The following is a 25516-nucleotide window of genomic DNA, read 5'->3' as shown; positions in this document are numbered from 1 at the left end:
CTGCTGCTTTAGTGGAATTCGTTTCCGTAAACGCGACAGCGGTCGCATTGGCACGTTATCCTGATGCCCTGTTTATTTTTAGAAATAGTATGTTTAGAAATACTATTTTCAGGAACGGTATTGTCAGAAATGCTGTTTTCAGCGACGGCGTCTTCAGGAAAGGCGCTTTTAAGATAGTCTTTTAAAGTCGTTTTTTAAGAGAGCCTTTTAGGAGAGAGCCCGGTGAGTGAAGCCAAACGCAGGACGGTCGGTCGTCCGGCGAGTACCGCCAAAGCCAGCGGCGGCCATAGCCAGTCGCTGGTACGTGGCTTAACGCTGATGGAACATCTCGCGGCTAGCCCGCTAGGCTTAGCGCTGTCAGAAGTAGCAGAGATGGCCGAGTTGGCGCCTTCAACCACCCATCGGCTGCTACAGGCGCTACAAAGCCAAGGCTTTGTGACGCAAGAGAATGAGCAAGGTCTGTGGCGAATCGATGTCAAAACTTTCCGTATCGGCAACAGCTTTCTGGAAGCGCGCGACGTGGTGGCGACCAGCCGTCCATTTCTGCGTCGGCTAACGGCCGAAACGGCCGAAACCGCTAACTTGGGCATTCGCGATGGGGCAACTGCTGTCTTTCTTGCCCAGCACGAGTCGCCTCAGATGATGCGCATGATTACTCGTCTGGGCTCCCGTGCGCCGCTGCACGCCTCGGGTGTGGGTAAAGCGCTGCTGGCGTGGATGCCTGATGACGAGCGCCTGCAGCTGCTGGAACAAGGCGAGCTTGTACGAGTGACGACGAATACGCTCTATCAGCCCGACACGCTGCAAGCCGAGGTGGCGAAAATTCGCGCTCAGGGCTTTGCCTGTGACCGTGAGGAGCATGCCATTGGCCTGCACTGCGTGGCTGCCTGTGTGTTTGATGAGCACGGCACACCGATGGCGGCGATATCCGTTTCAGGCCCGATGGCAAGGATTCCCGAAGCGCGTTTGCTGACCTTGGGCGAGCTGGTTCGGCAAACCGCCGATGAAATTACCCAGCAGCTGGGCGGGCAAGTGCCGCGCTAGCTTAGGCATGCCGAGGCTATGGTTACACCACGATGCTGAGCCTATTTTTTGTCGCTTTGGTGAGTGCTACGCTGTTACCCGGTGGGTCTGAAGTGTGGCTAGCACGGCTTTGGTGCGTGGGTGAGCCGCCGCTGGCGCTGTGGTTCGTGGCTACGGCGGGCAATACGCTGGGCAGCATGATCAACGTTGCGGTGGGGCGCTATGCTCGCCGTTTTCAAGACCGCCGCTGGTTTCCGGCATCGCCACGTAGCCTGGCCCGCGCCGAGGGTTGGTATCATCGGTTCGGTGAAATGAGTCTACTGGTGTCATGGGCACCGATTATCGGTGATCCGCTTACTGTTCTCGCCGGCGTGTTTCGGCTGCCCTGGTGGCGGGCATTAGCGTGGATTGTGGTTGCCAAAGGTGCTCGTTACGCACTGGTGCTGCTATTGGCGAATCAATGGCTGGCACCGTACTGTCAGTGAAACACCTTGTTAATCAAGTCGTGTTACCCTGTACAGCTTTATAGTCGGCTGAGTTATCAGTGTCGGTAATATCGGTTGCGTAACACAGCAGCCGTTAGATTGAAAAGAATACTCACCCATAAGGAGGTTAAGGTGTGAAGCCACTTCGTTTATTACCCTGGCTAGGTGTCTGGCTGCTGGCAATGATTGCCTTAATGGCCACGCCAGCAATGGCACAGAGCACGCCTAGTGAATCGGCCAAGGCCGATAGTTCAGCGTCATCTGCGCAGGCAGAGCCTGCCTCCTACGAGGCATTGGCGGGTCTCTTAGAGAATGAGCAGTCGCGACAAGAGCTGATTGATATGCTGCGCAATCAAGCCTCAGCGCTGCCCGCTGATATTGCCGCTGAACTATCGCCTGAAGCCGCCGCAGAAGGCAGCCAGCTGGCGCCGGAAGATGTATCCCTACCGCGGCAGTTGGCTGAACTCACTAGCCGTGTGGTGAGTGATGTGGGTGGGCAGTTTGAGCAAGTGGGAAGTATCTTAGGAGACTTGTTCACGGGGCAAGGGGCCGATAGCGTCTTTGATTTGGCGTCCTTCACCAGTGCAGCGATCAATCTGGGCATCGTGATTGTCGCTACATTTGTAATGTTTATGATTTTCAGGCGGTTAGCGAAGCCTCTATTTACTAAGATAAGCGGTTTGTCGCTCAACGGCAGCAACTTAACACCCGTATTGCGCTTAATTGGCTGCGTGGTGATTGCCGCAGTTATCGATGTGCTGCTGATTGCCCTTGCCTATGTGGGTGGCAATTTGTTGGCCACTTTTGCGGTAGGTGAAACCGGTGAACTTTCCACCCGCGCTTCGCTGTTTTTAAATGCTTTCTTAATTATCGAATTACTTAAAGCCGCGGTGCGGATGTTGTTCTCTTCGCGCTATGAAGGGCTGCGCCTGCTGCCTATTTCGGCCCAGGAAGCATCCTACTGGAACCGTTGGCTGGCACGCTTGATTGGCATGGTTGGTTACGGTCTTATGGTCGTGGTGCCGCTGGTGAACTTCTATCTGGCCGCGTCGCTTGGTCAGGCAGTCGGTACGCTGATCATGTTAATGGCGTTCATTTACGCCGTCGGCTTTGTGTTTAAAAACCGTGTGCGCGTGCGTAATAACCTTAACGCGACCGCATCGAGAACAACGATGACGGCCAGCCGCGTCTCACTGCAGCTGTTTGCACGCACCTGGCATCTATTCGCACTGTTTTACTTCCTGATGGTGTTTGTACTGACGTTAACTCGCCCTGGCGATGCGTTGCCGTTTGTTATGTTCGCCACGCTGAAGACGTTAGCGGCCGTTGTGATCGGGCTATTGGTATCAACTTTCCTTACGCAGACGATTGGCCGCCGCATCACGCTGTCAGACGATCTGCGTCGTAAGCTGCCGCTGCTTGAAACGCGGCTAAATAGCTATGTGCCTAATGCGCTGCGCGTGCTGCGCACGATCATTTTGGTCGTGGTCATCATGCTGGTGCTAAATGCCTGGGGCGCCTTTAATTTAGCCGCTTGGTACGCCTCTGAGCGCGGAGCGAACTTAGTCGGCAACCTAACCGGCGTTGCCGTTATTTTGATTGTTTCACTTATAGTTTGGCTGTGCTTGGCAAGCTTGATTGAGCACAAACTTAACCCGGAAACGGGCATGGGTGAGCCTTCTGCACGGGCGAAAACGCTGCTCAGCCTGTTCCGTAATGCACTGGCCATTGCGATGGTGACCATTACCGGCATGATTGTGTTGTCGGAAATTGGCATCAACATTGGCCCGCTGATTGCCGGTGCCGGTGTGCTCGGTTTAGCGATTGGCTTTGGCGCCCAGAAGCTCGTTCAAGACGTGATTACGGGCGTGTTTATCCAGATCGAAAACGCGATGAATACCGGCGATGTCGTCACCGTGGGTGGCGTTACCGGTACCGCTGAAAAGCTTAGCATCCGCTCTGTAGGGATCCGCGATCTCTCTGGTACGTATCACATTGTGCCGTTCTCAAGTGTCGACACCGTCTCTAACTATATGCGTGAGTTTGGTAATCACGTTGGCGAGTACGGCATTGCTTATCGTGAAAGCATTGACGGCGCCATTGAGCAGCTCAAGCTTGCCTTTGAAGATCTCAAAGCCAGCGAAGAGCATAGTCATAAACTGTTGGCCGATATGACGGTGGCAGGTGTCGTCGCCTTGGCAGATAGCTCCGTGAACATCCGTGTGGTGATTAAGACCACGCCGGGCGATCAGTGGGGCGTTGGCCGTGCTTACAACCGTTTGGTCAAGCTGCGCTTTGATGAGGCGGGTATCGAGATTCCGTTCCCGCATACGACGCTTTACTTCGGGCAAGACAAAACCGGCTCTGCGCCGCCCGCGAACTTACGGGTTATGCAGCAAGCCTTTACGATTGATGGTAGCCCCGCAGGGCAGCCTAAAGCCGGTGATCTCTCCACGTCGGATGATCGGTTTGACCCTCGCAGCCTTCAATCAGCCCCTGAAACGTTTGAGCATGAAAAGCCTGATCATGATGATGTGGGTGAAACCTAAGCCGCTGTCATCTTAACCCTCAGCGAGGCCGCCTACGGGCGGCCTCGCTGCGTTGCGTAAGCGCGACTATTCATTCCTTTGCCTCGACTGTTGGCTTTGAACGCTTCAGCGAGAGTCACTTAATTCGTCATGCATTCCAATTTGGCATGCATTGAGCGTTTTTTTTCGTTTGTGATCTACCGTTTGAATTTGCTTTGATAAGGGCATTAACCCTTGAATGACAGAGAGAAGCAACGGCGATGGATCTTCCCCATGTAAGTGCCGCGTTGGGCGTGTTACATCCTATTTGTATTGCTCGCGGACTTAATGCTGAGGTTTGGGATGAGTCCGGTATGCGCTATATCGATTTTATCGGTGGCATTGGCGTGCTTAACCTTGGTCATAGCCATCCGGCCGTGGTTGATGCCGTTAAGCATCAAGTAGAAACGTTAATGCACTCTGCATTTAATGCCGTGCCTCATCGTGGCTATTTAGCGGTAGCGGAAGCCTTAAATCAGTTTGTCCCGGTTTCGTACCCACTTTCCTGCATGCTAACCAATAGCGGTGCAGAAGCTACTGAAAACGCATTAAAAGTTGCCCGAGGCGTTACCGGTCGACAGGCGGTTATTGCCTTTGATGACGCTTTCCATGGCCGTACGCTGGCTGCTTTGAACCTGAACGGTAAGGTTAAACCTTATAAATCAGGACTTGGCGCCTTGCCTGGCCCTGTCTATCACCTGCCGTTTCCGAGTCGCGATAGCGGTGTAACTGCCGAGCAGTCGCTGGCCGCGCTGGAGCGCATATTCGAGGTTGAAATACCTGCTGATGAAGTGGCCTGCATCATTGTTGAGCCGATTCAAGGCGAGGGCGGTTTCCGTTTGCTCTGCCCGCAGTTTGCTCAAGCCATGCGCGATATTTGTAATCAGCACAACATCTTATTGATTTTCGATGAAATTCAGTCTGGTTTTGGGCGTAGCGGTAAACGCTTTGGTTTCACGCATGTGGGCGTTGAGCCGGATCTTATCTTAATAGGTAAAAGCATCGCCTCTGGGCTGCCGCTGGCCGCTGTCGTAGGGCGGGCCGAATTGATGGATGCCTTACCCAAAGGCGCTTTGGGAGGAACATACTCCGGTAACGCTGTGGCATGTGCAGCGGCACTGGCCGTGATGGACGTTATGCAAGAAGCCACTTTGACCGAGTGGGGTGCACGTCAAGAAACGCTGATGGTTGAGGCCTACCAAGCATGGCAATCAAGCGAGCGCTTTCCTATGCTGGGCGCCATGACCGGTGTTGGTTCCATGCGTGGCATCGTCTTTAACGATACGCCAAATGCCAGCGGAGCTGAGCATCTGGCGGCGCTGTTAGCAGCAGGACGCAAGGCCGGTATTCTGCTGATGCCGAGCGGGCGAAAACGCAATATTCTGCGCTTATTGCCGCCCCTCACCACGGAGCCGGAAATCTTAAAAGAAGGCCTAGATCTTATTGAGCAAGCGCTGGAAACGCTAAGTGCATGATTGCAGCAGAAGCCGGTGAACGTATTAGTGTGTTACACGCGCGCTTTTTACAAGCCCTCAGAATACGCGGCTTTGACGGCGAAATTGCCCCTGACTATGCCAGCCGCACTGTGCTGGCCACCGGGTACTTCTGTCGTAGCCAGGTAAAACGGTTTTCAGATCATATATTGCAGCACCCCCTTCAAGCGCTGTTGGCGCAACTGAAGGCGAGCACTCCCTTTTCACCGTAACAATACACATAGAGAGCCGTGAAATGACCCATACCCCTTTTTTAGCCACCAATGACGTGCGCGACCGTTTCTCCACGGCTATGTCGGCGATGTATCAAGCGGAAGTGCCCCAGTACGGCACGCTGTTGGAACTGGTGGAGCAGGTTAACCAAGAGACGCTGAGCCAGCAGCCTGAGCTGCGCCGCCGCTTGGAAGCCCAAGGAGAGCTGGCGCGACTGAGCGTAGAGCGCCACGGGGCAATTCGCGTAGGTTCCGCCGATGAATTATCCATGCTGCGCCGCCTGTTTGCGGTGATGGGCATGTACCCGGTCGGCTATTACGATTTGTCCGCAGCGGGCGTGCCGGTGCACTCGACGGCTTTTCGCCCTATCGAAGATGAGGCGCTGGCGTGTAATCCTTTCCGCGTGTTTACCTCACTGCTGCGCCTAGAGCTTATTGAAAGCGAGGCGCTGCGCCAGCGTGCTGAAGAGATTCTGGCTAAGCGGGATATTTTCACACCTAAAGCGCGCGATTTGATCAAACGCTTTGAGACGCAAGGCGGATTAACCAGCGACGAGGCCGATCAATTTGTTAACGAAGCCCTAGAAACGTTCCGCTGGCACCAGGATGCCACGGTAGACCTAGACACCTATCAGGCACTGAGCGCTGAACACCGCCTGATTGCCGATGTAGTGTGTTTTCGTGGCCCGCACATCAACCATTTAACGCCGCGTACCCTGGATATTGACGAAGCTCAGCGCCGTATGCCGAGCGTCGGCATGAATCCCAAGGCCGTGATCGAAGGCCCGCCGCGTCGTGAAAGCCCCATCTTGCTGCGCCAAACGAGTTTTAAAGCATTAGAAGAATCTATTCGCTTTGCCGGGGATGCTCAGGGTACGCATACCGCGCGATTTGGCGAGATCGAGCAGCGAGGCATGGCGCTCACACCTAAAGGCCGGGCGCTTTACGATCAGCTGTTAAATGAAGGCCGTAAGCAGACGGCAGGGTTAGATAACGATGCCCACCAAGCGGTGATGGATAAAGTATTTACAGCGCTGCCTGACAGCGATGAAGCGATGCGCCGCGAAGGACTCGCCTACTTCCACTATCATCTCACCGATGCTGGAAAAGTCGCTACAGGCAATACCAGTAGCGATATGGATGCCCTGATAGCACAGGGTTTGGTTGAGGCGCAGCCCATTACCTATGAAGACTTTTTACCGGTCAGCGCGGCGGGTATTTTCCAATCTAATTTGGGCGGCAACGCCAGCGATGCCTATGCTGGCAACGCCAATCGAGAGGCGTTTGAAGAAGCATTAGGGGCGCCGGTGACGGACGAACTGGCGCTTTATGCCGAGCGGGAGCAGGCCTCTCAGCAGCGCATATTGGCAGCGCTAGCGGGCTAATTCGCTTTTTCTTGATGATGTAACACCTCTCAGGCTGCATTAAACGTGCGGCCTGAGTCGTTTATAGACGACTCTCAAACAGTAGCACTTGCTGCCAGGTGCTCGACAAAACGGCGAACTTTAGCCAGCTCGCCTAAGTGCTCGGGATAGACCAAATAATACGCGCTTTCGCTATGCAAACGATGCGGCCAGGCCAGCATAAGCCGGTTGGCGGCCAGCTCTTCATCAACGACAAAGTGTGGAACCAACGCGACACCGCCGCCGGCCATGGCGGTACGCACCAGCATGGGGAAGGTTTCAAAGCGGGTGCCGTGATAGCTGCGGTCAGTCGCAATCTCCTGACCCGCAAACCAGTGGTGCCAGGCATCAGGGCGAGTGGAAAGGTGTAGTAGCGGCAGTTGAGCTAAGTCGTTGGCAGCCTCAATCGGGTGTTGAGCCAGTAGAGTAGGAGCGGCAACGGCGACCATCTCTTCATCTACCAGTTTATGGCAGGCAAGATTAGGCCAGCTGCCGTGACCGTAAAACAGCGCGATATCGATATCTTGCTGCTCTAGATCAAAGTCCTCCACGCGGTCATGAAACTCCAAACTAATACCCGGGTTCGCGGCTAAAAAGGCCGGCAGTTTGTCGGCTAGCCAGCGGCTGCCAAAGCTTGGCAGCGTGGCGACTTTGAGTACCTCACTATTGCCACTGTAGGTCATGATGGTATGGGTCGACATCTCAAGCTGTGCAAGCACTTTGCGTACGTCGCTCAGAAAGATAGCGCCTTCTGGCGTGAGCAGAAGGCTGCGTCTAACCCGACGAAACAGCTTATGTTGCAAGATCGACTCAAGATGCGCGACCTGCTTGCTTACCGCACTTTGCGTCAGGCTCAGCTCATCGGCTGCCCGGGTAAAACTCATATGACGCGCCGCAGCCTCAAAACACTGCATGGCGGCGGTTGAAGGAAGATTACGTGATGCCAAGCGAGGAGCTCCTGAAAACCTATGAATCGCCCCGGTGCCTGAGCACCGGAGTGATGTAATAGGTTGATCATAGCTCATGAGGCGTGCGGCTTCGCGTCCTGAAAAGCATCCGGGCGGCGCGACTGCCACCAGCCAACTGCCGCCATGGCTATCAAGCCCAGCCCGCTGGTCAGTAGCTCAGGAACAACCATAGCAAGTCCTGCTGCCAAGATTACCAAGCGCTCCCAGAAGTGAGAGTCACGCACAAAGTAGCCGAGCAATGCGCTGCTCACGCCCATAATCCCCAGCAGCGAGAACCCCAGCGCGGTGATTAATCCCAGAGGAGTGGGGTCGACCATTACCAGCATCGGATTGTAAATAAACGCATAAGGAATAATGAAGGCGCCAATGGCCAGCTTAACCGCGGTAAAGCCGGTTTTCATCGGATTCGCCTGGGCGATACCGGCACCGGCAAAGGCGGCTAGGCAAACGGGCGGCGTAATATCGGCAATAATGCCGAAATAGAATACAAACAGATGAACGGCCATCGGCGGCAGACCGAATTCATTGATCAGCGCTGGTGCGGCAATCGTCGCTGTTACCACATAGTTGGCGGTTGTTGGCAATCCCATGCCCAGCACAATGCAGGCAATCATTGTGAACAGTAGTGCCAGTATTAACACGCCATCAGCCAGGCTAATGATACCGGAAGCAAATTTCGAGCCCATACCGGTCATGCCGACAACGCCCGCAATAATGCCCGCACAGGCCACTGCCGCAATGACGGGCAAGGCTACCCGAGCACCTTGCTCAAAAATATTGAGTATGTCTTTGAGCGATGGGCGAGTCTCTTTACGCACCAAACTTACGGCAAAGGCACAGGCGATCCCCAAAAGGGCGGCACGCTGAGCCGTGAATCCGACGCTGATCGTAGCAATGATGACCAGCAGCGGCAGCAGCATGTAGCCTTTTTCCAGCAGCAGTTTACGTTTGCTAGGCAGTTGGTCTTTAGGAAGGCCCAGAATACGATGGCGCTTAGCTTCAAAATGGACGCCAATAAAAATACTGGCGAAATAAAGAATCGCAGGGATAAGCGCGGCGAACATGATCTCGCGATAAGAGACGCCCACGTATTCCACCATGATAAACGCAGCCGCCCCCATCAGTGGTGGCATAATCTGCCCGCCCGTAGATGCGGAAGCTTCAATGGCACCAGCCACTTCAGGCTTGAAGCGCGCATTTTTCATCATAGGAATGGTGAACGAGCCAGAGGCCACGGTATTACCGATAGAACTGCCTGAAATCATACCCTGTAAAGAGCTTGCCATAACCGCCGCCTTGCCCGCACCGCCGGTAAAGCGGCCCGTAACGGCAAAGGCTAAATCATTAAAGAAACGGCCAACGCCGGTGTGCATAAGCACAACGCCGAAGAACAAAAACAGGAAGATAAAGCGCGCCGATATTTGCAAGGGCGTACCAAACACGCCACTTTCTCTAAACCATAAATAGGGTGAGACTTGCTCAAGCGAAAAGCCTGGATGAGACAGCAAGGGGCTGGGAATTAGATTCCCAAACAGCGCATAAGCAATGGCTAAGGCTGCCATGATCACGATGGGCATACCCACTGTACGGCGAGTGGCTTCTAGAACAAACAGCACCCCGAGTACGGCAATAATGAGATCAAACGTAGAGTAGCCGGTAATACGGGCACGCAGCACTTCTTCATAAAAGATAATTTTATAATAGGCAGCGAACGTTGCCGTGAAGGCCAACACAATATCGTACCAAGGAACGCCCTGGCGAGGGCCAGCACCGCGGGTAGCCGGGAAGATAATAAATATCATCCCTAGCGCCATGCCCAAGTGAACGGCACCCTGCTGCTGTGAGGGTAGCGTACCGAAGTAAGCGGTGTAGAGATGGAAGCAGGTAAGTGACACGCCCATTAACGTGATGAGCCATGCCCATTTGCCTAATTGTAACGGCGAGCGAACCTGAGATTCGCGGTCATATTTCTCTAAGAGAGATGCTTCATCAGATGTTTTTTTTTATCCACGGTTAAGCCTCATGCGGATGACGCCGCTGGTTTACCCAGCGGCGATATAAGGAGTTGTTAATCAGCCAGATCGCTTAGGCTTTCAATCTTGGAGCGTTCGCGAGTAACAATTTGGATAATTTCTGGGTAAATGTGGCCGATAAAGGCAACGTTGCCGATGGGGCCACCTTCGAACTCACCGCGGCCTTCAACAGCTTCTTGGGCGGGCGCGTGAACGGTCATGCCCAAATCCATCGTATTGTCGCGGATGCTTACCAGGTTCTCGATAGAGGCGCCGGTTTCAATGTTGGTGAAATTTTGACCGTCTAGGTAGCGATTCCAGATAGTCGCCATTTCGCCACCCAGCGGATAGTAAGTGCCGCCCTGGCTACCGGTGCCCAGAATGAACTCACCTTTAGGCTCGATATCACCCAGTTCAGCGACAGGGTTATCGACAGTCAATCCCTGTTCTTCGTAATAGCGTTTGGCACCAGGATGAATAGGCAGACCTTCAGAGCCATTCAGGGCATTTTCCAACGTTATAAACGCTGATTGAGCGTGAGTGTTCTCTTCAGCATGCTCGTGCATCAAGCGCGCTAGCTGATAGCCCAGCTCCTCGTCGATGGTCTGAGTGTTACCCACCAAAATGGCATAGGCCGTGATAGTTTCAACGTCAGCATCCTGGAAGTCGTAACTTTTGGCCGGAATTGTAAACCGCTTATAGGCGCTATTCGCTTCGATGTAATCAATTGCATCGTCGCTTAGGCTCATCAAGCGGACATCGCCACTAGATGCCTGCAGGTTTTCAATGCTGCCTGAAGGCAAGCCCAGAATGCCGATCGAAATATCAATATTGCCATCTTGTACACCGTCGAGCGCGGCGCCAAAGCCTTCCTGATATGTCTTGTATTTGTCGCTGCCAATGCCGTAAGCATCAAAAAGCAGCTGAGAAACGCTTTGCGTTGTGCTGGCAGGAGGCCCAACCGCAATATTAGGCTTGCTTTCGCTACTACATCCCGCGAGGAAAATGCTGGCACTTAAGCCACAGAAGACCTTGGACAGGGAAAGCTTCATGTTAACTCCTGCTAGTAAGATTATTTGTAATGGTTCAGTGCCGCTCATTGCGGTGCCGAGCCTTCGGTGCATTGACCAAAGGCGGCTAAACGAAAGCGCGAGCGGAGAATTGACTGGCTATTGTTCACGTACGAAGGGCGGCAGACAAAAGAAATTAAGTTGCGTATGCATTCCGAATTCTCATGATTCTATCAGGCGCTGTTTTATAATCGCTTGAAATATTGATCACATAGGCTAGCTTTGATGGCTAAAGTTTTTATTAATCAGATAGTTATTTTTTTTGAGGTGGTAGGGCTACCCAAGGTTCTTATTACGATAGTGTATTCGGTGAGGGAATGCATAGCCTCTAATGAGGCTATGCCAAACGTCACTGCCGTGATTAATAGCAGCGGGTTTGATTAACGGTCAATAATCCCTTGCTCACGCGCCATGGCATAGGCCGCTTTAGGGCCATCCCATAACGAAGGCAGCAGGATGAATGAGACCGGAATGGCAGTGACCACAATAAACTGCTGAAGCGCAGCGATCTGCCCTGATCCCATATGTAAAAGCACGCCCGCCATGATCGCCATGGCGATCCCCCAGAAGGCACGCATGACTGCGCTTGGGTCATCGTGGCCTGCACCCACGACGGCAATGGCGTAGCTCATTGAGTCGCCGGTGGTGGCCACAAAGATGGTTGTAAGCAGCAAAATGGCCATGGTCATAATGGAGCCGCCCGGTAGCGACTGGGCAACGGCTAAGGTGGCCACATCAAACTGGAAGTTGCTTAGCGGCTCGGTTAAATCAAACACGCCGGTCATCTGGTAGTAGATACCTGTACCACCCAGCAGGGTGAACCACACCGTGGTGGCGATAGGCGCCAGTATCGCCACAGCAATAATCATCTCGCGGATGCTGCGACCGCGGGAAATACGCGCCACAAAAATAGCCACTAGCGGGCCAAAGCCGATAAACCAGGCAAAGAAAAATACCGTCCACCACTGCATCCACCAAGCGGGAGCAGTTTCAGCGGTCATCGTTGCCATCGGGAAAAAATCACTGATGTAAGTGCCCATTCCTGCAACGTAGCTGTTAAACAGAAACAGCGTGGGGCCAAACACGAAAATCACCGCACCAACCGCCAGGGCTAGAAAGACGTTGAAGCGGCTGAGTATCTGCATGCCCTTATGCACACCACTGACGGCCGACAGCACATACATCGTGCCCAGGACGGCGAGAATAATCAGCTTGCTGGTGTAGTTATCGGGAATATCAAACACTTCATGTAGCCCAAAGCTTACTTGGGTCGCCAGAAAGCCAATCGGCCCGACCGTACCGGCCACAACGGCAATCACACAGCAGGCATCAATGATGCCGCCCAGCGGGCCGCGCAAAAGCCGTTCACCCAACAGAGGATAAAGCAGCGTGCGTGGCTGCAGCGGCTGGCCTTTTACATAGTGGGCATGCGCCAGCACGATAGCGGACAACGAGCCAAGTACCGCCCAGCCAATAAACCCCCAGTGCGTGAAGGCCTGCGCCAGAGCACCTGCAACGGCGTCGGGCGTGCCTGGCTCAGTGTCAAACGCGGGTGGCGTGACCAAAAAGTGAGAAATCGGCTCACCGGCAGCAAAAAACACTCCACCACCTGCCAAAAGCGTGCACAGAATGATCGATAGCCACTTGAATGTGCTCATTTCTGGTGCATCCAAATTGCCAATTTTGGCTTTTGCCGCCGGGGTGACGGCAATCCCCATGGCAATAAAGAACGTGAGCAGCAGTAGTAGTTGGAAGTAGCTTCCAAAGACCAACGCCGTCCAACTGAAGCTGGTGCTGATGGCACCCGCCACTAAGTTAATGTCGTAAAAGGATAGGCCTAGGAAAGCGACAATAAATCCAATACTTAGTGTGAGTACGGTCGGATCGCCAAGCGAGTGTCGCGTATGGCTTTCAGCACCTGGAGTCGGTTGGTTCATCAATAAGAACACCTTGGGTGGAACATGAAGAAACAGCGCAAATGCGGAAAGCGCAGCAAAAAAAAAGCGCCATTCAATGAATGGCGCGAGGACAGGAAACTGGAGACAGTATATCTCTAATATAGACCAACGTCTAACTCGTTTTATTTTGGTGCGTAAAAAAATCAGCCTGCACGCTTTTGGCTCACCAGCGGTAAAGAAGTGACGCACTCACGGTGCTGTCGGTACGCTCACTGGCATCGGCAGGCGGCTCGGAGTTGTGCTTGATTTCGTGTGACAGGCGTAACGAAAGCTTTGAGTTGAGTCGTGCGGTAAGCGCTGTTAGCGAGCGGGAAGTGATATTTTGCTCGGTATACTCCAATGACATTTCCTGCTGAAGATCTGCATAGTCAGAAAATCCCCAGCGGTAGTCGAGTGCGGTGTAGGCCACTGCCAGTCGATCGTTGTCGTCATCTCGCAAGCGGTCGTGTCGGTAGCCCGGGCCTGCTTCTAGCGACAGCGTATGAGCATCGGTCTCAAAAATCTGTCGGCCATAGCCGCCAACGACGGAGAGCTGCTGGTCATAGCCGGCAAAGCGGTCTTTTTCCCAGCGGGCGAATCCAAACAAATAGTGTGGGCCCTCTAAGTCATAGCGCTCGCGTCCGGCCACCAAATATTGCTCAGCGCTGGTTTCGTCATCCTTTGTCACGTTGCGGACTTCACCGCGCAGCGAATAGGTAAAGTTACCCGTTAGCCACGTTAACAGCGTTTTGCCAATAAGCGTTTGGCTGTCGGTGTTGCCTGAAAGGCGGGTAAAGCCGAGTTCAGTATCGCCACTGAACACCGGGGAGTCTTCTTTCGGCGCTGGTGGTGCATAGAACGGGCTGGCATACGCTGCTGTTAGCCACAATGGCCAGCAGGCCAGCAAGAGCATCCATCGAGTGATCGCCACAACGTCCCTCCTTGAGTAAGGCATTCAGCCATTATATCAGCGAACGATGACAGAAAGTGGCGACGTTCAACGTCGTTTGCCGGCGCGTGTCATAATGACGCTGTCACGTATTTTGAGCGTATCTATGACCATTTCTCGTCCCCGCACCTTAGCTGACCTACAGCGCTGGCGCCGTACTCGCGCCAGACGCAGCTGGTATAAACGCAGTTTTCGCCTTCAGGTAATGCTGTTAGTCGGGCTACTGCTAGCCGGCATGCTACTGGCACAGGGTACGTATCTCAATCATCGTAAGTCGGAAATTATTAGCCAGCAGATGGGCGAGCGGGCGCTGGCGGTAGCTAAAACGGTGGCGTCAATGCCGCAAATTATCAACGCGTTTGCTATTCCCGACCCGTCTTTCATTATTCAGCCGCTCGCAGAGCGCATTCGCCATGAAACGGGGGCGCGCTACGTGGTGGTCGGTGATGCGCAAAGCAGGCGCTACTCGCATCCGGTGCAGGAGCGGATTGGTGAGAAAATGGTGGGAGGAGACAACGACCAAGCGCTGATTTATGGTCAATTTTATGTCTCAGAGGCGACCGGCTCGTTGGGTACCGCCATGCGAGGAAAAGCCCCCATTTGGGATGAGGAGGGTAATATCATTGGCGTTGTTTCCGTCGGCTTTATGATGGATCGCGTCGCCATGGACGTCGGAAGATACACCAGCTTCGGCTGGTGGCTGGTCGGATTAATGATTTGCTTAGGGTTTGCCGGAGCTTACGGGCTGTCACAGCATCTTAAACGAGTGATTCTGGGGCTTGAACCCTATGAAATTGCCCGCTTAGCGATGGAAAAAGAGGCCATTTTGCAATCGATTCACGAGGGCGTGCTGGCGGTTAATCGTGAGGGTCATATCACCCTGGTTAATCAGCAGGCGCGGCGCTTTCTTAATCTAGACGATGCGCATGTGCTGCTCGGGCAGCCCATCCGCGGGGTGGTACCGAATTCTCGGCTTTTAGAAGTCCTCAAGCACGGCGAGCGGGAGTTTGATCAGGAGATGTGGCTAGGCGATCACCCGGTGGTGGTGAACCGAGTACCGATTCTGCATGAGGGCGAGATCGAGGGCGCGGTGGCGACCTTTCGTAGCCGCCGCGAGATCATTGATCTGTCTCAAGCACTGACCCAGGCAAGCCGCGACGTGGATATGCTGCGCGCTCAGGCGCATGAGTTTTCTAATAAGCTTTACACTATTTCGGGCTTGCTGCAGCTAAAGCGCACTGACGAGGCGCTGGCGCTGATCCACCAAGAAACGGAGCTCGCCCAGGCACAGATGAGCTTTTTAATGCGCCATGTGGCTGACGCCGTGCTTAGTGGCACGCTACTGGGTAAACTCACTCGGGCGCGGGAGCTTGGCGTGGTACTGGAAATCGACTCGCAAAGCTCGCTTTCTTGCCCGCTCACGCCTACCGGGCAAGAAGTCATGATGAGTGTGGTTGGCAACCTGCTAGATAACGCCTGCCATGCCGCGCTTAACGGGCCGAGTAAGGAGCCTAAAGTGCGCCTGTTTTTCACCGACCTAGGCGAGCAGCTGTTGATTGAGGTGGAAGATAACGGCCTAGGCGTTCCCGCTGAACTCGCAGAGTCGATTTTCCAAGATGGCTTTTCAACCAAAAACGGCAAGCACCAGGGCATTGGCTTAGCGCTCGTCGCAAGGCTGTGTCGTCAAAACGGAGGAGCAGTGACGCTAGAGGAAAGTGAGCTTGAGGGCGCGTGCTTTATCGCCGTGCTAGACCGCTCGCTGTGCGCCGCTTCCCGCACTGTATGAACGCAGCGCTTTGGGTCTAATCGACACAAATGAGCAACACCGGCGCCTGTTACCACCGCCACTACACATTGCCACTACAACAATGATGAAACATTGCTAGGGGAAAATGCATGTCTGCCAAGCAATACGGTATTTTGGTCATCGAAGATGATTTTCGCATTGCCGATATTCATAAAGCCTTTATTGAGCAAAGCGACGGTTTTTACGTCGTCGGTATGGCGCGAAATGGCAGTGAGGCTAAAGCGCTGATGGCCCAGCATGCCGATGATATTCATCTGATTTTGCTGGATGCCTACTTACCCGATGTAGAAGGGCTGGAGCTTTTATGGGCTATCCGGCGCGACTACGTGCATGTGGATATTGTGATGGTTACGGCAGCTCGTGAGGTGGAAACGATTAGCGAGGCGCTGCGCGGTGGGGTTTTTGATTATTTGATTAAGCCGATTGAAGCCGCCCGGATGAGCCAGATGCTCATTCGTTTTCGCCGTGAGCGCGAAGTGTTGGCCAACTACGCAGAGCTGAGCCAGGATGAATTGGATCACGTACTGGCCCGATTACAACCCAGTGGTGCGGGACGTTCGTCGCAGAAAACACGCGTGCTTCCCAAAGGTATTGATCGCCTAACCCTGCGTGCGGTGGTGGCTGCGCTTCAGGCATCATCTCAGCCTCAGGCTGCGATGCAGGTAGCGCGGGAGATGGGCACTAGCCGCTCCACGGCGCGCCGCTATTTAGAGTTTTTGGTTTCGGTACAGCTGGTAAACGCCGAGCTGGGCTACGGCGATGTCGGCAGGCCCGAGCGCCGCTATCGTTTGGTCGGCGACGCCTTGCCTTGGTGTGAAGAGGAGTAGCGTCGCAAGAGAAGACGGGGCCGCGTGAACAAAATGCACACAACGCTCAAAATGAACTTTTTGTTCATTATGTTCATAACGTTGAGAGGCGTTGTGCCAATCCTTTAATGTGCGTTCAGCACGCCAGCTTAGTAATGATTTCTTCACAAGAAGAGCGCCATGATCGTCAGAATCCCTGACATTAAGGCGTTTTAAAGGGTCTGGACTGCCTCAGATGTTCCTGACTGGACCTAGTGTCACCCCCGAGGTGAATGCGCAGGATCCTTCCCATTTCAGCCAATTTCTAACGCTAGTCAATTCCTAGGGCGGGGAGAATACCCCGACTCAGTTATTAGCCAACCGACGCCTGTTGCTATGCACCTGGTGTGGCTGAGCGCGATGTGGCTCGTCAATAAGTCTATTGAGACTTAAGGCGGGCGCGTGTTCTGCGTTGCTAGGGATGATTAAGCTTAAGAATTAAAGAAAAGGTTAATGACGAATGAGCTTAAGTGTCATTGGTTTTATCACCATCATCGTTATCGTCGGCCTCCTTATTAGTGGGCGCGTTTCTCCTCTGGTGGCAATGGTTATTCCGCCGGTAATCGCAGCTTTTGCGGCAGGCTTTGATGCGACGGATCTAGGCGAGTTTTTTAGTGCGGGGCTAAGCTCCGTGATGAACGTCGCAGTAATGTTCATTTTCGCCATTATTTTCTTTGGAATCATGCAGGACACGGGGCTGTTTGAGCCGGTGATCAATAAGATGATCGCGCTATCGAGAGGCAATATTATTACCGTCGCTCTGATTACCGTGCTCATTGCCATGGTGGCTCAGTTAGATGGCTCCGGCGCATCCACATTCCTGATCACTATACCGGCACTATTGCCGCTCTATCTGCGGCTACGCATGAATCCTTACTTACTATTGCTGCTTATTGCAGGCTCTGCCTCCATCGTGAATATGGTGCCGTGGGGCGGGCCATTGGGGCGAGTGGCCTCGGTACTTGATGTAGATGTCACCGAATTATGGTATCCACTAATTCAGATTCAGGCCATCGGCGTAGTGTTAATGCTGGCGCTGGCGGTTTTTATGGGAATTCTGGAAAAGCGCCGGATTTTAAGAACCTACGGCACGCTTCAGCCGGGCCAGGAGCATGACGAAGGTTCACTAACCCAAGGCGTGTTCTCAAATGATGTTGATGTCAGCCTGCTGCGACCAAAGCTGATCTGGGTTAATGCCATCATCGCTATTGCCGTCATCACGATTCTGGTTGCCGGTATATTGCCTGCGGGGTTGGCGTTCTTACTGGGTGTCGCTGTGGCGCTGCTGGTGAACTATCGTACGCCTAAAGAGCAAATGGCGCGCATTCAAGCGCATGCGCCGAGTGCCTTAACAATGGCCTCTATCATTATCTCCGCTGGCCTGTTCCTGGGAGTCTTGAACGGTACGGGCATGTTAAATGCCATCGCCAATGATGTGGTGACGGTGCTACCGAGCGCCTTCTCCGACTATCTGCATATCATTATTGGGGTGCTAGGTGTGCCGTTGGACTTGCTGCTTAGTACGGATGCCTACTACTTCGCTCTGTTCCCTGTGGTAGAACAAATCGGTCTCTCCTTTGATATCGACTCGTATTCAACAGCCTATGCCATGGTCATTGGTAACATCGTGGGCACCTTCGTATCTCCCTTGGCTCCCGCCGTGTGGCTGGCGCTAGGGCTCTCCGGTCTAGAGATGCACAAGCACTTGCGCTACTCGTTCTTCTGGATGTGGGGGTTGAGTATTGTACTATTGATGTGTGCTGTTTTACTCGGCGTGATAGCCGTTTGATCCACGGATGCTTCACGGCTAAGCTGAATTTGGGAAGCCGGTAGCAATGGAAGGCGGCGCATTCTGGAAGATGCGCCGTCACAACGTTAATGCGCGGTTAAGGCGAGTGAGCACAATGAACAAAATGCCCATAAAGAACTTTTTGTCTTTTATGCGCATAAGCTTGTCGGTCAGGGGCACGGTCTTCTAACGTTCGCGACGTGTCATCACATAATAAGACCAATATTTATACAAATAACCATACAACAACACTGAGATCTGGAGAACGCCATCATGACCTCGCTTACTCTTAAGCGCTTATCTGTATTTGCTCTACCACTAGCCGCATTTGCTGGAATGACGACCGCCGCACAGGCGCAAGAGTGGACACCAAGCCGCTCTATTGAATTCGTCGCGCCAGCTAATCCGGGCGGTGGTTGGGACACGCTTGCCCGCACCATGTCGCGGGTGATCCAGCAAGAAGCTCTGGCCGATGAAAGCTTCGCCGCGATCAACGTACCCGGCGGTGGCGGTGCCGTCGCCTGGGCACAAGTGGCGCGCGACGCCGGCAATCCGCACAAGCTATTTGCGACCAGCCCACCGATGATTTTGGTGCCGCTGGCAGGCGCCTCACGCTATGACCACACCGACTTTACCCCGGTCGCTAGAATTAATACCGACTACTCGATCATTCTGGTCGCGGCAGACTCTGAGTATCAAACGCTGGAAGATCTGTTTGCGGCTCTTAAAGAGAACCCCCGTTTGAGTGTTGGCGGTGGTAGTGCACCGGGTTCGATGGATCATATCTCTGTGGCAGGTTTGGCCTCAGCAGCGGGTATTGATGCTGCGGACATCAACTATATTCCGTTTTCGGGCGGCGGCGATGCAATGACTAACCTGATGGGCGGCCATATTGAAGCGGTCATCACCGGTGCTGGCGAGTCAGTTGGCCAATTGGGTGAAGGTAGCCAGCTCCGCGCGCTGGGTGTTTCCTCTGAAGAGCGCTTGGGTGGCGGCTTAGCCGACGTACCTACCTACCAGGAACAAGGCTACGACTACACCTTCGATATCTGGCGCGGCATCATGGGCACGCCGGATATGCCTGAAGAAGCTGTGGCTTACTACGAAGATCTGTTCGCTGAAATGCTTGAAACCGACGCCTGGCGTGAAGCGAGCGACCAGCTGGGCTGGATCGACGCCTACCAAAACAGCGAAGAATTTGGTGCCTTCCTGGATCAGCAGCAAGAGCAGTTCAGCGATGTGCTGAGTGAGCTTGGTTTGCTGCGCCAGTAATCCTACTCCTGTATAACCCAGCCGCCTAAGTGCGGCTGGGGCACCCCTGTTGTTAACCACTTGTTTTTTTGTTAAAAACCGTGACTAAAGCGGGTTGTTAACGACAGTCGGTGCGTTGGCTCCTTCGGAGAGATTCCTATGACTCGTTTAAATACCAATCAGTGGTTAGCGCTGATATTGGCGCTATTGGCTGTCGCCTACATCGCGATGGCATGGCAAATCCCGACTTTCCCGCTACCGCGGCCGGTCGATTCAGACCTGTTTCCCAAAGTATTAGGATTTTCTTTATTGATCCTGTCGGGCTTTCTGTTCTTTGAGAAGCCTACGCCGATTGCCGGTGCTGACGAAATTGATCAAGAGGCACAACAAGGGCCGCTGCTATTAACGCCCTGGGCACGAGTCATCGTGACCTCGCTGGCAATTGCCGCCTATGCATTTTTACTGGTACCGATTGGCTTCGTGCTCGCCTCGACGCTGCTTTGCGTGGGTTTAACGGCTTACTACGGCTACCGCCGCCATACGGTTAACCTCGCTACGTCACTGGGGGTGGTGTTAGCGCTTTATCTCACCATGACGCGAGTGATGGACGTCTATCTACCCACTGGCGTGCTGCCTTTCTAAACCAGCCGTTTTAGTCGAAATTAAGCTAGCAGGTCTTTAAGAGAGTAATTCCCATGGATGCCTTCAATAATCTGATGTACGGCTTTGGCATCGCGCTTGAGCCGATCAATATCGCTTACGTGTTTGCTGGCGTATTCGCCGGCACTATTATCGGCATGCTGCCGGGCTTAGGCCCTATCAGCGCACTTGCCCTTATGATTCCTATTACCTTTGCCATGGAGCCTTCGTCAGGTTTAATTTTAATGGCGGGGGTTTATTACGGCGCCATCTTCGGCGGCTCTACGTCTTCGATACTGCTCAACGCCCCCGGCGTGGCGGGCACGGTGGCGACCTCTTTTGATGGCTACCCGATGGCTAAAAAAGGGCAAGCGGGCAAAGCGCTGGCGATTGCCGCCTACGCTTCCTTTATCGGCGGCACTGTTTCCGTTATTTTCTTAATGCTGATCGCACCGCTGTTGTCGAAAGTGGCCGTCAGCTTTGGCCCTTCTGAGTACTTTGCACTGATGGTGCTGGGCTTAACCGCCGTGGTCTCGCTGTCGGATAAGTCTCTGGTCAAAGGGCTCATTGCCGCCGTGGTTGGGGTGATTATCTCGATTGTGGGTATCGATATGCAGACCGGCACCGAGCGCTATACGTTTGGCTCCATTCAGCTTCTCGATGGCATTGATTTCCTTGTCGTAGCGCTGGGTATTTTCGCGCTTGCCGAGGTGTTTTATATGCTGCTGCGCGGCGGCGGTGGCAAAGAAGTGCCGCGTAATGCGATTGGCTCGCTGAAGTTGACTCGCAGTGAAGTAAAAGAGATCGCTGGCCCCATTGGCCGTAGCTCGGTACTGGGTTTCTTTACCGGCGTACTGCCAGGTGCGGGCGCAACCATCGGCTCATTTTTGGGCTACAGTATGGAAAAGCGTATTGCTAAAGATGGCCACACCTTTGGACAGGGCAATATCAAGGGCGTTGCGGCACCAGAAGCCGCCAATAACGCTGCTTGTACCGGCTCCTTTGTACCGCTATTAACGCTAGGCGTGCCGGGCTCGGGTACTACCGCGGTGCTACTGGGTGCGCTGCTGGTAATGGGCGTGAACCCTGGCCCCATGATGCTTGAGCAGCGCCCGGACGTGTTCTGGAGCGTGGTTGCCAGTATGTATATCGGCAATATCTTCCTGCTGGCGCTTAACCTGCCGCTGATTCCCTATATCGCCAAAATTCTCGATATGCCCCGCCCATTGCTGTTATCACTCATCCTAATCTTCTGCATGATCGGCGTTTATGGCATGAGCTTCAGCGTGTTTGATCTGCTGCTGCTGTTGGGCTTTGGCTTGGTTGGCCTGGGAATGCGCCTGTTTGGTTTCCCGGCGGCGCCGCTAATCCTGGCGCTGATTTTGGGTAATATCATGGAAGAGTCCATGCGCCGTGCGCTGCAAATCTCGGGTGGCGATTGGACAACCTTCATCGATAAGCCGATTGCGCTGGGGCTGCTGCTGGTTGCCTTACTGTCGCTTGGCTTACCGCTACTGAAAAAACGCCGCAAGAAAAGTGCCTCTGTGTAACTCATTAGCGGTACGTTTTGGATGATTAATAAGGAGCCTTGGGGATACCCAGGCTCCTTTTTTGTATCTCACGCTTTTATTGGCTTTGTAACCAGATAGTGAGCTTAGCGTTGCTGTTGTGTATCGGCGTCCGGTAAGTACCCGATTGGTGCAAGGGGCTTAATTGGTGCATTGATAGCGTGCTTAAGTTCGGGCGCCGTGCTTAATGTTGGTGCATTTGACTAAGCTATGGTTTTTTATAGTATCAATAAGTCATTGAATAAATGACTGTAAATAAGTGTTGTGCCGATCTGGCGCACCCCTTGCATGTGTTAATAGCTAGTGGACGTATTAGGGAGGAGCTAACACCGCGGCCCTGAATGCGACGCCAATTAACAAGCCCCACTCATAAGGGGTGCAAGGAGGTTCAAGTGATCACATTGCCATACAACACAAGCGCTCGCTCGACACACCTGAGCGCAACCCGCTCGCCTGGTCGCTTTGCGACTGCCTTGCTCGCCGCTGCCGTGATGGGGGCCAGCGCCCAGGCCATCGCTCAAGATGCTGATCAGAGCGAAGACCCGATTAAGGTCGGCATTCTGCACTCGCTCTCCGGCACTATGGCGATCAGCGAAACCGTTCTTAAAGACACCGTCGAAATGTTGATTGAACAGCAGAACGAAGCAGGTGGCCTGTTAGGTCGCCAGCTAGAGGCCGTTGTCGTTGATCCTGCTTCTAACTGGCCGCTGTTTGCTGAACGCGCCCGTGAGCTGCTGGCTCAGGAAGAAGTTGACGTTATTTTCGGTAACTGGACCTCAGTTTCCCGTAAAGCCGTGCTGCCCGTCGTGGAAGAACTCAACGGCCTGCTGTTCTACCCGGTGCAGTACGAAGGTGAAGAGTCCTCCGAAAATGTCTTCTACACCGGTGCGGCGCCTAACCAACAGGCGATTCCTGCCGTTGAGTATCTAATCAACGAAGTGGGTATCGAACGCTTCGCGCTGATCGGCACCGACTACGTGTATCCGCGCACGACTAACCGGATTCTTGAGGCGTTTCTCAAAGATGAGTATGGCATCGCCGACGAAGACATCATGGTCAATTACACGCCATTCGGTCATTCCGATTGGCAGAATATCGTGTCTGAGCTGAGCCGTTTTGGCGAAGAGGGTAAGCGTACCGCCGTCATCTCAACGATTAATGGCGATGCCAACGTGCCGTTCTACACCGAGCTTGCTAACCAGGGCATCGATGCCGCTGACATTCCGGTCATCGCCTTCTCCGTGGGCGAACAGGAGCTTACCGGTATCGATACGAGCCCGCTGGTGGGTCATTTAGCCGCTTGGAACTACTTCATGAGCGTCGATAATGATGACAACTATGACTTTATCGATGCCTGGATCGACTACACCGGCGACGAAGAGGCGGTGACCAATGACCCGATGGAAGCACACTATATTGGGTTTAATATGTGGGCAGAAGCGGTTCGTAAAGCAGGCACCACCGATGTCGACAGCGTAAAAGATGCGATTATTGGCGTGACAGTGCCGAATCTATCCGGTGGCTATGCGGCGATGATGCCCAACCATCACATCACCAAGCCGGTGCTGATTGGTGAAATTCAGGATAACGGCCAGTTTGATATTGTCTGGCAGACGCCTTCTACCGTGGCCGGCGATGCTTGGTCGGATTACTTACCCGGTTCGCGTGACCTGATTGCCGATTGGCGCAAGCCGATGGAATGCGGCAACTTTAACGTCGTGAACGGCTCGTGCGGCGGCAGTACCGCCGTAGAAGAAGCCGAAGCGGCCCTCGCAGAATAACGATGATTTCCTCCCTCTACGCCTGACTGAAAAGTGAGGCGTAGAGGAGCACGCTACCTTTTCCTCTCAGATAACCGTTTTTAAATAACCAAAGGAAGAACCCCATGAGGCGTTTCCTTTCCTTAGGGCTACTGTGCCTGCTGTTGTTTAGCATCACAGTCACCTCGCAAGCCCAAACGAGTTCTACCGCTAACGCTGACGCCGCCGCCCTTGAGCTGCTAGAAGCGCTGGACGTTGAATCATATAGCGCCAAAGGCGACGCCATCACCGCTATTTTGCAAAGCGATGATGAGCGCGCCCGCGATTGGCTGCAGGCGCTATTGGATGGCCGCTTACAGAGTGCCGACGATGGCAAAATAGTGCTGGTGCTCGACAACAGCGGCCGCGAGTGGCCGGTTGCCGATGTACTAACGGGCGAAGCGCTGGGCCAGATGTCGCGCCGCGACTTAGATCGTATCGGCATAAATAACGCGCTGCGCAATCAGCTGCGTAGCGCCATCGCCGTGGTTGATCTTTACTCACCTAACGTTGAGCGTCGCCGCCGCTCGGCAGAACGGCTATTGGGCGAAGTGGACGAAACGCTGGCTGAGCCGCTCAGTGAACTGATTGCCGACGAGCAGGATAGCCAGGTTGTCCGCAGGCTTTCCCAAGCGTTAGCGATCTACCAAGTGGAAAGCGGTGAGCTGGCGGGCGTTGAAGCGCTGCGTGGCAGTTTGCATCCTCGCGCACGAGTCGCGCTAAGCCGCGCCGTGAACGGGGATGATCCTATTGTGGCAGACGCAGCGGCGAGCGCTTTGGGCAGCATTGAACAAAATCTTAAGATTAATCGAGGCTTGGAAACGCTCTACTTCGGTTTAAGTCTCGGCTCGGTGCTGGTGCTGGCAGCCATTGGTCTGGCGATTACCTTTGGTGTTATGGGCGTAATCAATATGGCCCACGGTGAACTGATGATGCTGGGCGCTTATACCACCTGGGGAATGCAGCAGCTGCTGCCCGGCCAGCCTGGGTTGGCGCTGATTCTGTCTATTCCTGCGGGCTTTATGGTCGCAGCGTTAGCGGGTATTGCTATCGAGCGTGGCGTTATTCAGTTTTTGAAAGGCCGTCCGCTGGAAACTCTGCTGGCGACCTTTGGTATCAGCCTGATTCTGCAGCAGCTGGTGCGCACCGTTATTTCGCCGCTTAACCGCACGGTGATTACCCCTGAATGGATGAGCGGCTCTTTAGTGATCAATGATGCGCTGTCTCTCACGCTTAACCGTATGGTGGTGCTCGGTTTTGCGCTGGTAGTCTTTGCAGGGCTGATGCTGATTATGCGCCGCACACGGCTAGGGCTTGATGTGCGCGCCGTGACGCAAAATAGGGCCATGGCCCGCTCGATGGGCATTCGCGCTACCCGTGTCGATATTATGACCTTCGCACTGGGTTCGGGCGTGGCCGGCTTGGCCGGTGTCGCGCTTTCCCAGTTGACCAACGTCGGCCCTAACCTGGGGCAAAACTACATCATCGACTCCTTTATGGTGGTGGTGTTTGGCGGCGTCGGAAACCTCTGGGGGACGCTGGTGGCGGGCCTATCGCTGGGGATTATTAATCAGGTATTAGAGCCTTGGGCGGGCGCAGTGCTGGCCAAAATTATCGTCTTGGTTTTTATCATCCTATTCATTCAAAAACGCCCGCGTGGACTCTTCCCGCAGAAGGGCCGGGCTGCGGAGGGCTAAGC

Annotated in this window: 19 protein-coding genes; 14 read left to right on the top strand and 5 right to left on the bottom strand. The window is 53.9% G+C overall.

Features of this window, described 5'->3' with window-relative positions:
• Positions 1-222 precede the first annotated feature (222 nt).
• From ACT3TR_RS07525 to hglS, 6 genes are all read left to right on the top strand, one after another.
• Positions 223-1044, top strand: coding sequence for an IclR family transcriptional regulator (locus ACT3TR_RS07525; protein ID WP_441685448.1), 822 nt, complete (start codon positions 223-225; stop codon positions 1042-1044).
• 32 nt (positions 1045-1076) lie between these two features.
• A complete protein-coding gene (locus ACT3TR_RS07520; RefSeq protein WP_444624854.1) occupies positions 1077-1508 on the top strand; it encodes a YqaA family protein in 432 nt (143 codons plus the stop codon).
• Positions 1509-1642: 134 nt separating this feature from the next.
• Positions 1643-4057 carry a mechanosensitive channel protein gene (ybiO, locus tag ACT3TR_RS07515; RefSeq protein ID WP_444624855.1) on the top strand — a complete coding sequence of 805 codons (2415 nt, stop codon included), beginning with the start codon at positions 1643-1645 and terminating at the stop codon, positions 4055-4057.
• 239 nt (positions 4058-4296) lie between these two features.
• Complete coding sequence (locus ACT3TR_RS07510) at positions 4297-5550, top strand: 2-aminoadipate transaminase (RefSeq protein WP_444624856.1); 1254 nt, start codon at positions 4297-4299, stop codon at positions 5548-5550.
• Positions 5547-5780, top strand: a complete 234-nt coding sequence (locus tag ACT3TR_RS07505; RefSeq protein ID WP_444624857.1) for a hypothetical protein — start codon at positions 5547-5549, stop codon at positions 5778-5780. Before ACT3TR_RS07510 ends, ACT3TR_RS07505 begins: the two co-directional genes overlap by 4 nt.
• Positions 5781-5803: 23 nt before the next feature.
• Positions 5804-7165, top strand: coding sequence for a 2-oxoadipate dioxygenase/decarboxylase HglS (gene hglS / locus ACT3TR_RS07500; protein ID WP_444624858.1), 1362 nt, complete (start codon positions 5804-5806; stop codon positions 7163-7165).
• Positions 7166-7239: 74 nt separating this feature from the next.
• Here hglS and ACT3TR_RS07495 read toward each other — a convergent pair whose 3' ends face one another.
• The 5 genes from ACT3TR_RS07495 to ACT3TR_RS07475 all read right to left on the bottom strand — a co-directional run bounded on the left by ACT3TR_RS07495 (position 7240) and on the right by ACT3TR_RS07475 (position 14083).
• Complete coding sequence (locus ACT3TR_RS07495; RefSeq protein ID WP_444624859.1) at positions 7240-8130, bottom strand: LysR substrate-binding domain-containing protein; 891 nt, start codon at positions 8128-8130, stop codon at positions 7240-7242.
• Between the two features lie 74 nt (positions 8131-8204).
• Entirely contained in the window at positions 8205-10061 is a 1857-nt protein-coding gene (locus ACT3TR_RS07490) for a TRAP transporter permease (protein WP_444625058.1), read from the bottom strand.
• Between the two features lie 158 nt (positions 10062-10219).
• Positions 10220-11215 carry a TAXI family TRAP transporter solute-binding subunit gene (locus ACT3TR_RS07485; protein ID WP_441686705.1) on the bottom strand — a complete coding sequence of 332 codons (996 nt, stop codon included), beginning with the start codon at positions 11213-11215 and terminating at the stop codon, positions 10220-10222.
• A gap of 398 nt (positions 11216-11613) precedes the next feature.
• Positions 11614-13170: a BCCT family transporter gene (locus ACT3TR_RS07480; RefSeq protein WP_441686704.1), complete on the bottom strand. Its 1557-nt coding sequence runs from the start codon at positions 13168-13170 to the stop codon at positions 11614-11616.
• Positions 13171-13354: 184 nt separating this feature from the next.
• Complete coding sequence (locus ACT3TR_RS07475; RefSeq protein WP_441686707.1) at positions 13355-14083, bottom strand: DUF481 domain-containing protein; 729 nt, start codon at positions 14081-14083, stop codon at positions 13355-13357.
• Between the two features lie 142 nt (positions 14084-14225).
• Between ACT3TR_RS07475 and ACT3TR_RS07470 the strand changes: the two genes are divergently transcribed.
• The 8 genes from ACT3TR_RS07470 (at position 14226) to urtB (ending at position 25514) form a co-directional block, all read left to right on the top strand.
• The gene (locus ACT3TR_RS07470; RefSeq protein ID WP_441686703.1) at positions 14226-15905 is read left to right on the top strand and encodes an ATP-binding protein; all 1680 of its coding nucleotides are present in this window, start codon (positions 14226-14228) and stop codon (positions 15903-15905) included.
• A gap of 110 nt (positions 15906-16015) precedes the next feature.
• Complete coding sequence (locus ACT3TR_RS07465; RefSeq protein ID WP_441686702.1) at positions 16016-16753, top strand: response regulator; 738 nt, start codon at positions 16016-16018, stop codon at positions 16751-16753.
• Positions 16754-17231: 478 nt separating this feature from the next.
• On the top strand, positions 17232-18560 hold the full coding sequence (locus tag ACT3TR_RS07460) for a CitMHS family transporter (protein WP_441686701.1): 1329 nt from the start codon (positions 17232-17234) through the stop codon (positions 18558-18560).
• A gap of 273 nt (positions 18561-18833) precedes the next feature.
• Entirely contained in the window at positions 18834-19832 is a 999-nt protein-coding gene (locus tag ACT3TR_RS07455) for a Bug family tripartite tricarboxylate transporter substrate binding protein (protein WP_444624860.1), read from the top strand.
• 138 nt (positions 19833-19970) lie between these two features.
• Positions 19971-20453 carry a tripartite tricarboxylate transporter TctB family protein gene (locus ACT3TR_RS07450; RefSeq protein WP_441686699.1) on the top strand — a complete coding sequence of 161 codons (483 nt, stop codon included), beginning with the start codon at positions 19971-19973 and terminating at the stop codon, positions 20451-20453.
• A 53-nt stretch (positions 20454-20506) separates the two neighbouring features.
• Positions 20507-22000: a tripartite tricarboxylate transporter permease gene (locus ACT3TR_RS07445; RefSeq protein WP_444624861.1), complete on the top strand. Its 1494-nt coding sequence runs from the start codon at positions 20507-20509 to the stop codon at positions 21998-22000.
• A 509-nt stretch (positions 22001-22509) separates the two neighbouring features.
• On the top strand, positions 22510-23799 hold the full coding sequence (gene urtA / locus ACT3TR_RS07440) for an urea ABC transporter substrate-binding protein (protein WP_225734249.1): 1290 nt from the start codon (positions 22510-22512) through the stop codon (positions 23797-23799).
• Between the two features lie 104 nt (positions 23800-23903).
• The gene (gene urtB, locus ACT3TR_RS07435; protein WP_192535808.1) at positions 23904-25514 is read left to right on the top strand and encodes an urea ABC transporter permease subunit UrtB; all 1611 of its coding nucleotides are present in this window, start codon (positions 23904-23906) and stop codon (positions 25512-25514) included.
• Positions 25515-25516: the final 2 nt, after the last annotated feature.

Source organism: Halomonas sp. AOP12-B1-6, from assembly GCF_052379225.1.
Taxonomy (GTDB): domain Bacteria; phylum Pseudomonadota; class Gammaproteobacteria; order Pseudomonadales; family Halomonadaceae; genus Vreelandella; species Vreelandella casei.
The sequence above is the reverse complement of the archived record's forward strand: the minus strand, read 5'-3'. Positions and strand labels throughout refer to the sequence as shown.

What these genes read in the sequence shown, in the direction of transcription:
- ACT3TR_RS07520 (WP_444624854.1), top strand. Translation starts at nt 1,077, where the DNA reads ATGCTGAGCCTATTTTTTGTCGCTTTGGTGAGTGCTACGCTGTTACCC.
- ACT3TR_RS07510 (WP_444624856.1), top strand. Translation starts at nt 4,297, where the DNA reads ATGGATCTTCCCCATGTAAGTGCCGCGTTGGGCGTGTTACATCCTATT.
- ACT3TR_RS07505 (WP_444624857.1), top strand. Translation starts at nt 5,547, where the DNA reads ATGATTGCAGCAGAAGCCGGTGAACGTATTAGTGTGTTACACGCGCGC.
- hglS (WP_444624858.1), top strand. Translation starts at nt 5,804, where the DNA reads ATGACCCATACCCCTTTTTTAGCCACCAATGACGTGCGCGACCGTTTC.
- ACT3TR_RS07485 (WP_441686705.1), bottom strand. Translation starts at nt 11,215, where the DNA reads ATGAAGCTTTCCCTGTCCAAGGTCTTCTGTGGCTTAAGTGCCAGCATT.
- ACT3TR_RS07480 (WP_441686704.1), bottom strand. Translation starts at nt 13,170, where the DNA reads ATGAACCAACCGACTCCAGGTGCTGAAAGCCATACGCGACACTCGCTT.
- ACT3TR_RS07475 (WP_441686707.1), bottom strand. Translation starts at nt 14,083, where the DNA reads ATGCTCTTGCTGGCCTGCTGGCCATTGTGGCTAACAGCAGCGTATGCC.
- ACT3TR_RS07470 (WP_441686703.1), top strand. Translation starts at nt 14,226, where the DNA reads ATGACCATTTCTCGTCCCCGCACCTTAGCTGACCTACAGCGCTGGCGC.
- ACT3TR_RS07465 (WP_441686702.1), top strand. Translation starts at nt 16,016, where the DNA reads ATGTCTGCCAAGCAATACGGTATTTTGGTCATCGAAGATGATTTTCGC.
- ACT3TR_RS07460 (WP_441686701.1), top strand. Translation starts at nt 17,232, where the DNA reads ATGAGCTTAAGTGTCATTGGTTTTATCACCATCATCGTTATCGTCGGC.
- ACT3TR_RS07455 (WP_444624860.1), top strand. Translation starts at nt 18,834, where the DNA reads ATGACCTCGCTTACTCTTAAGCGCTTATCTGTATTTGCTCTACCACTA.
- ACT3TR_RS07450 (WP_441686699.1), top strand. Translation starts at nt 19,971, where the DNA reads ATGACTCGTTTAAATACCAATCAGTGGTTAGCGCTGATATTGGCGCTA.
- ACT3TR_RS07445 (WP_444624861.1), top strand. Translation starts at nt 20,507, where the DNA reads ATGGATGCCTTCAATAATCTGATGTACGGCTTTGGCATCGCGCTTGAG.
- urtA (WP_225734249.1), top strand. Translation starts at nt 22,510, where the DNA reads ATGGGGGCCAGCGCCCAGGCCATCGCTCAAGATGCTGATCAGAGCGAA.
- urtB (WP_192535808.1), top strand. Translation starts at nt 23,904, where the DNA reads ATGAGGCGTTTCCTTTCCTTAGGGCTACTGTGCCTGCTGTTGTTTAGC.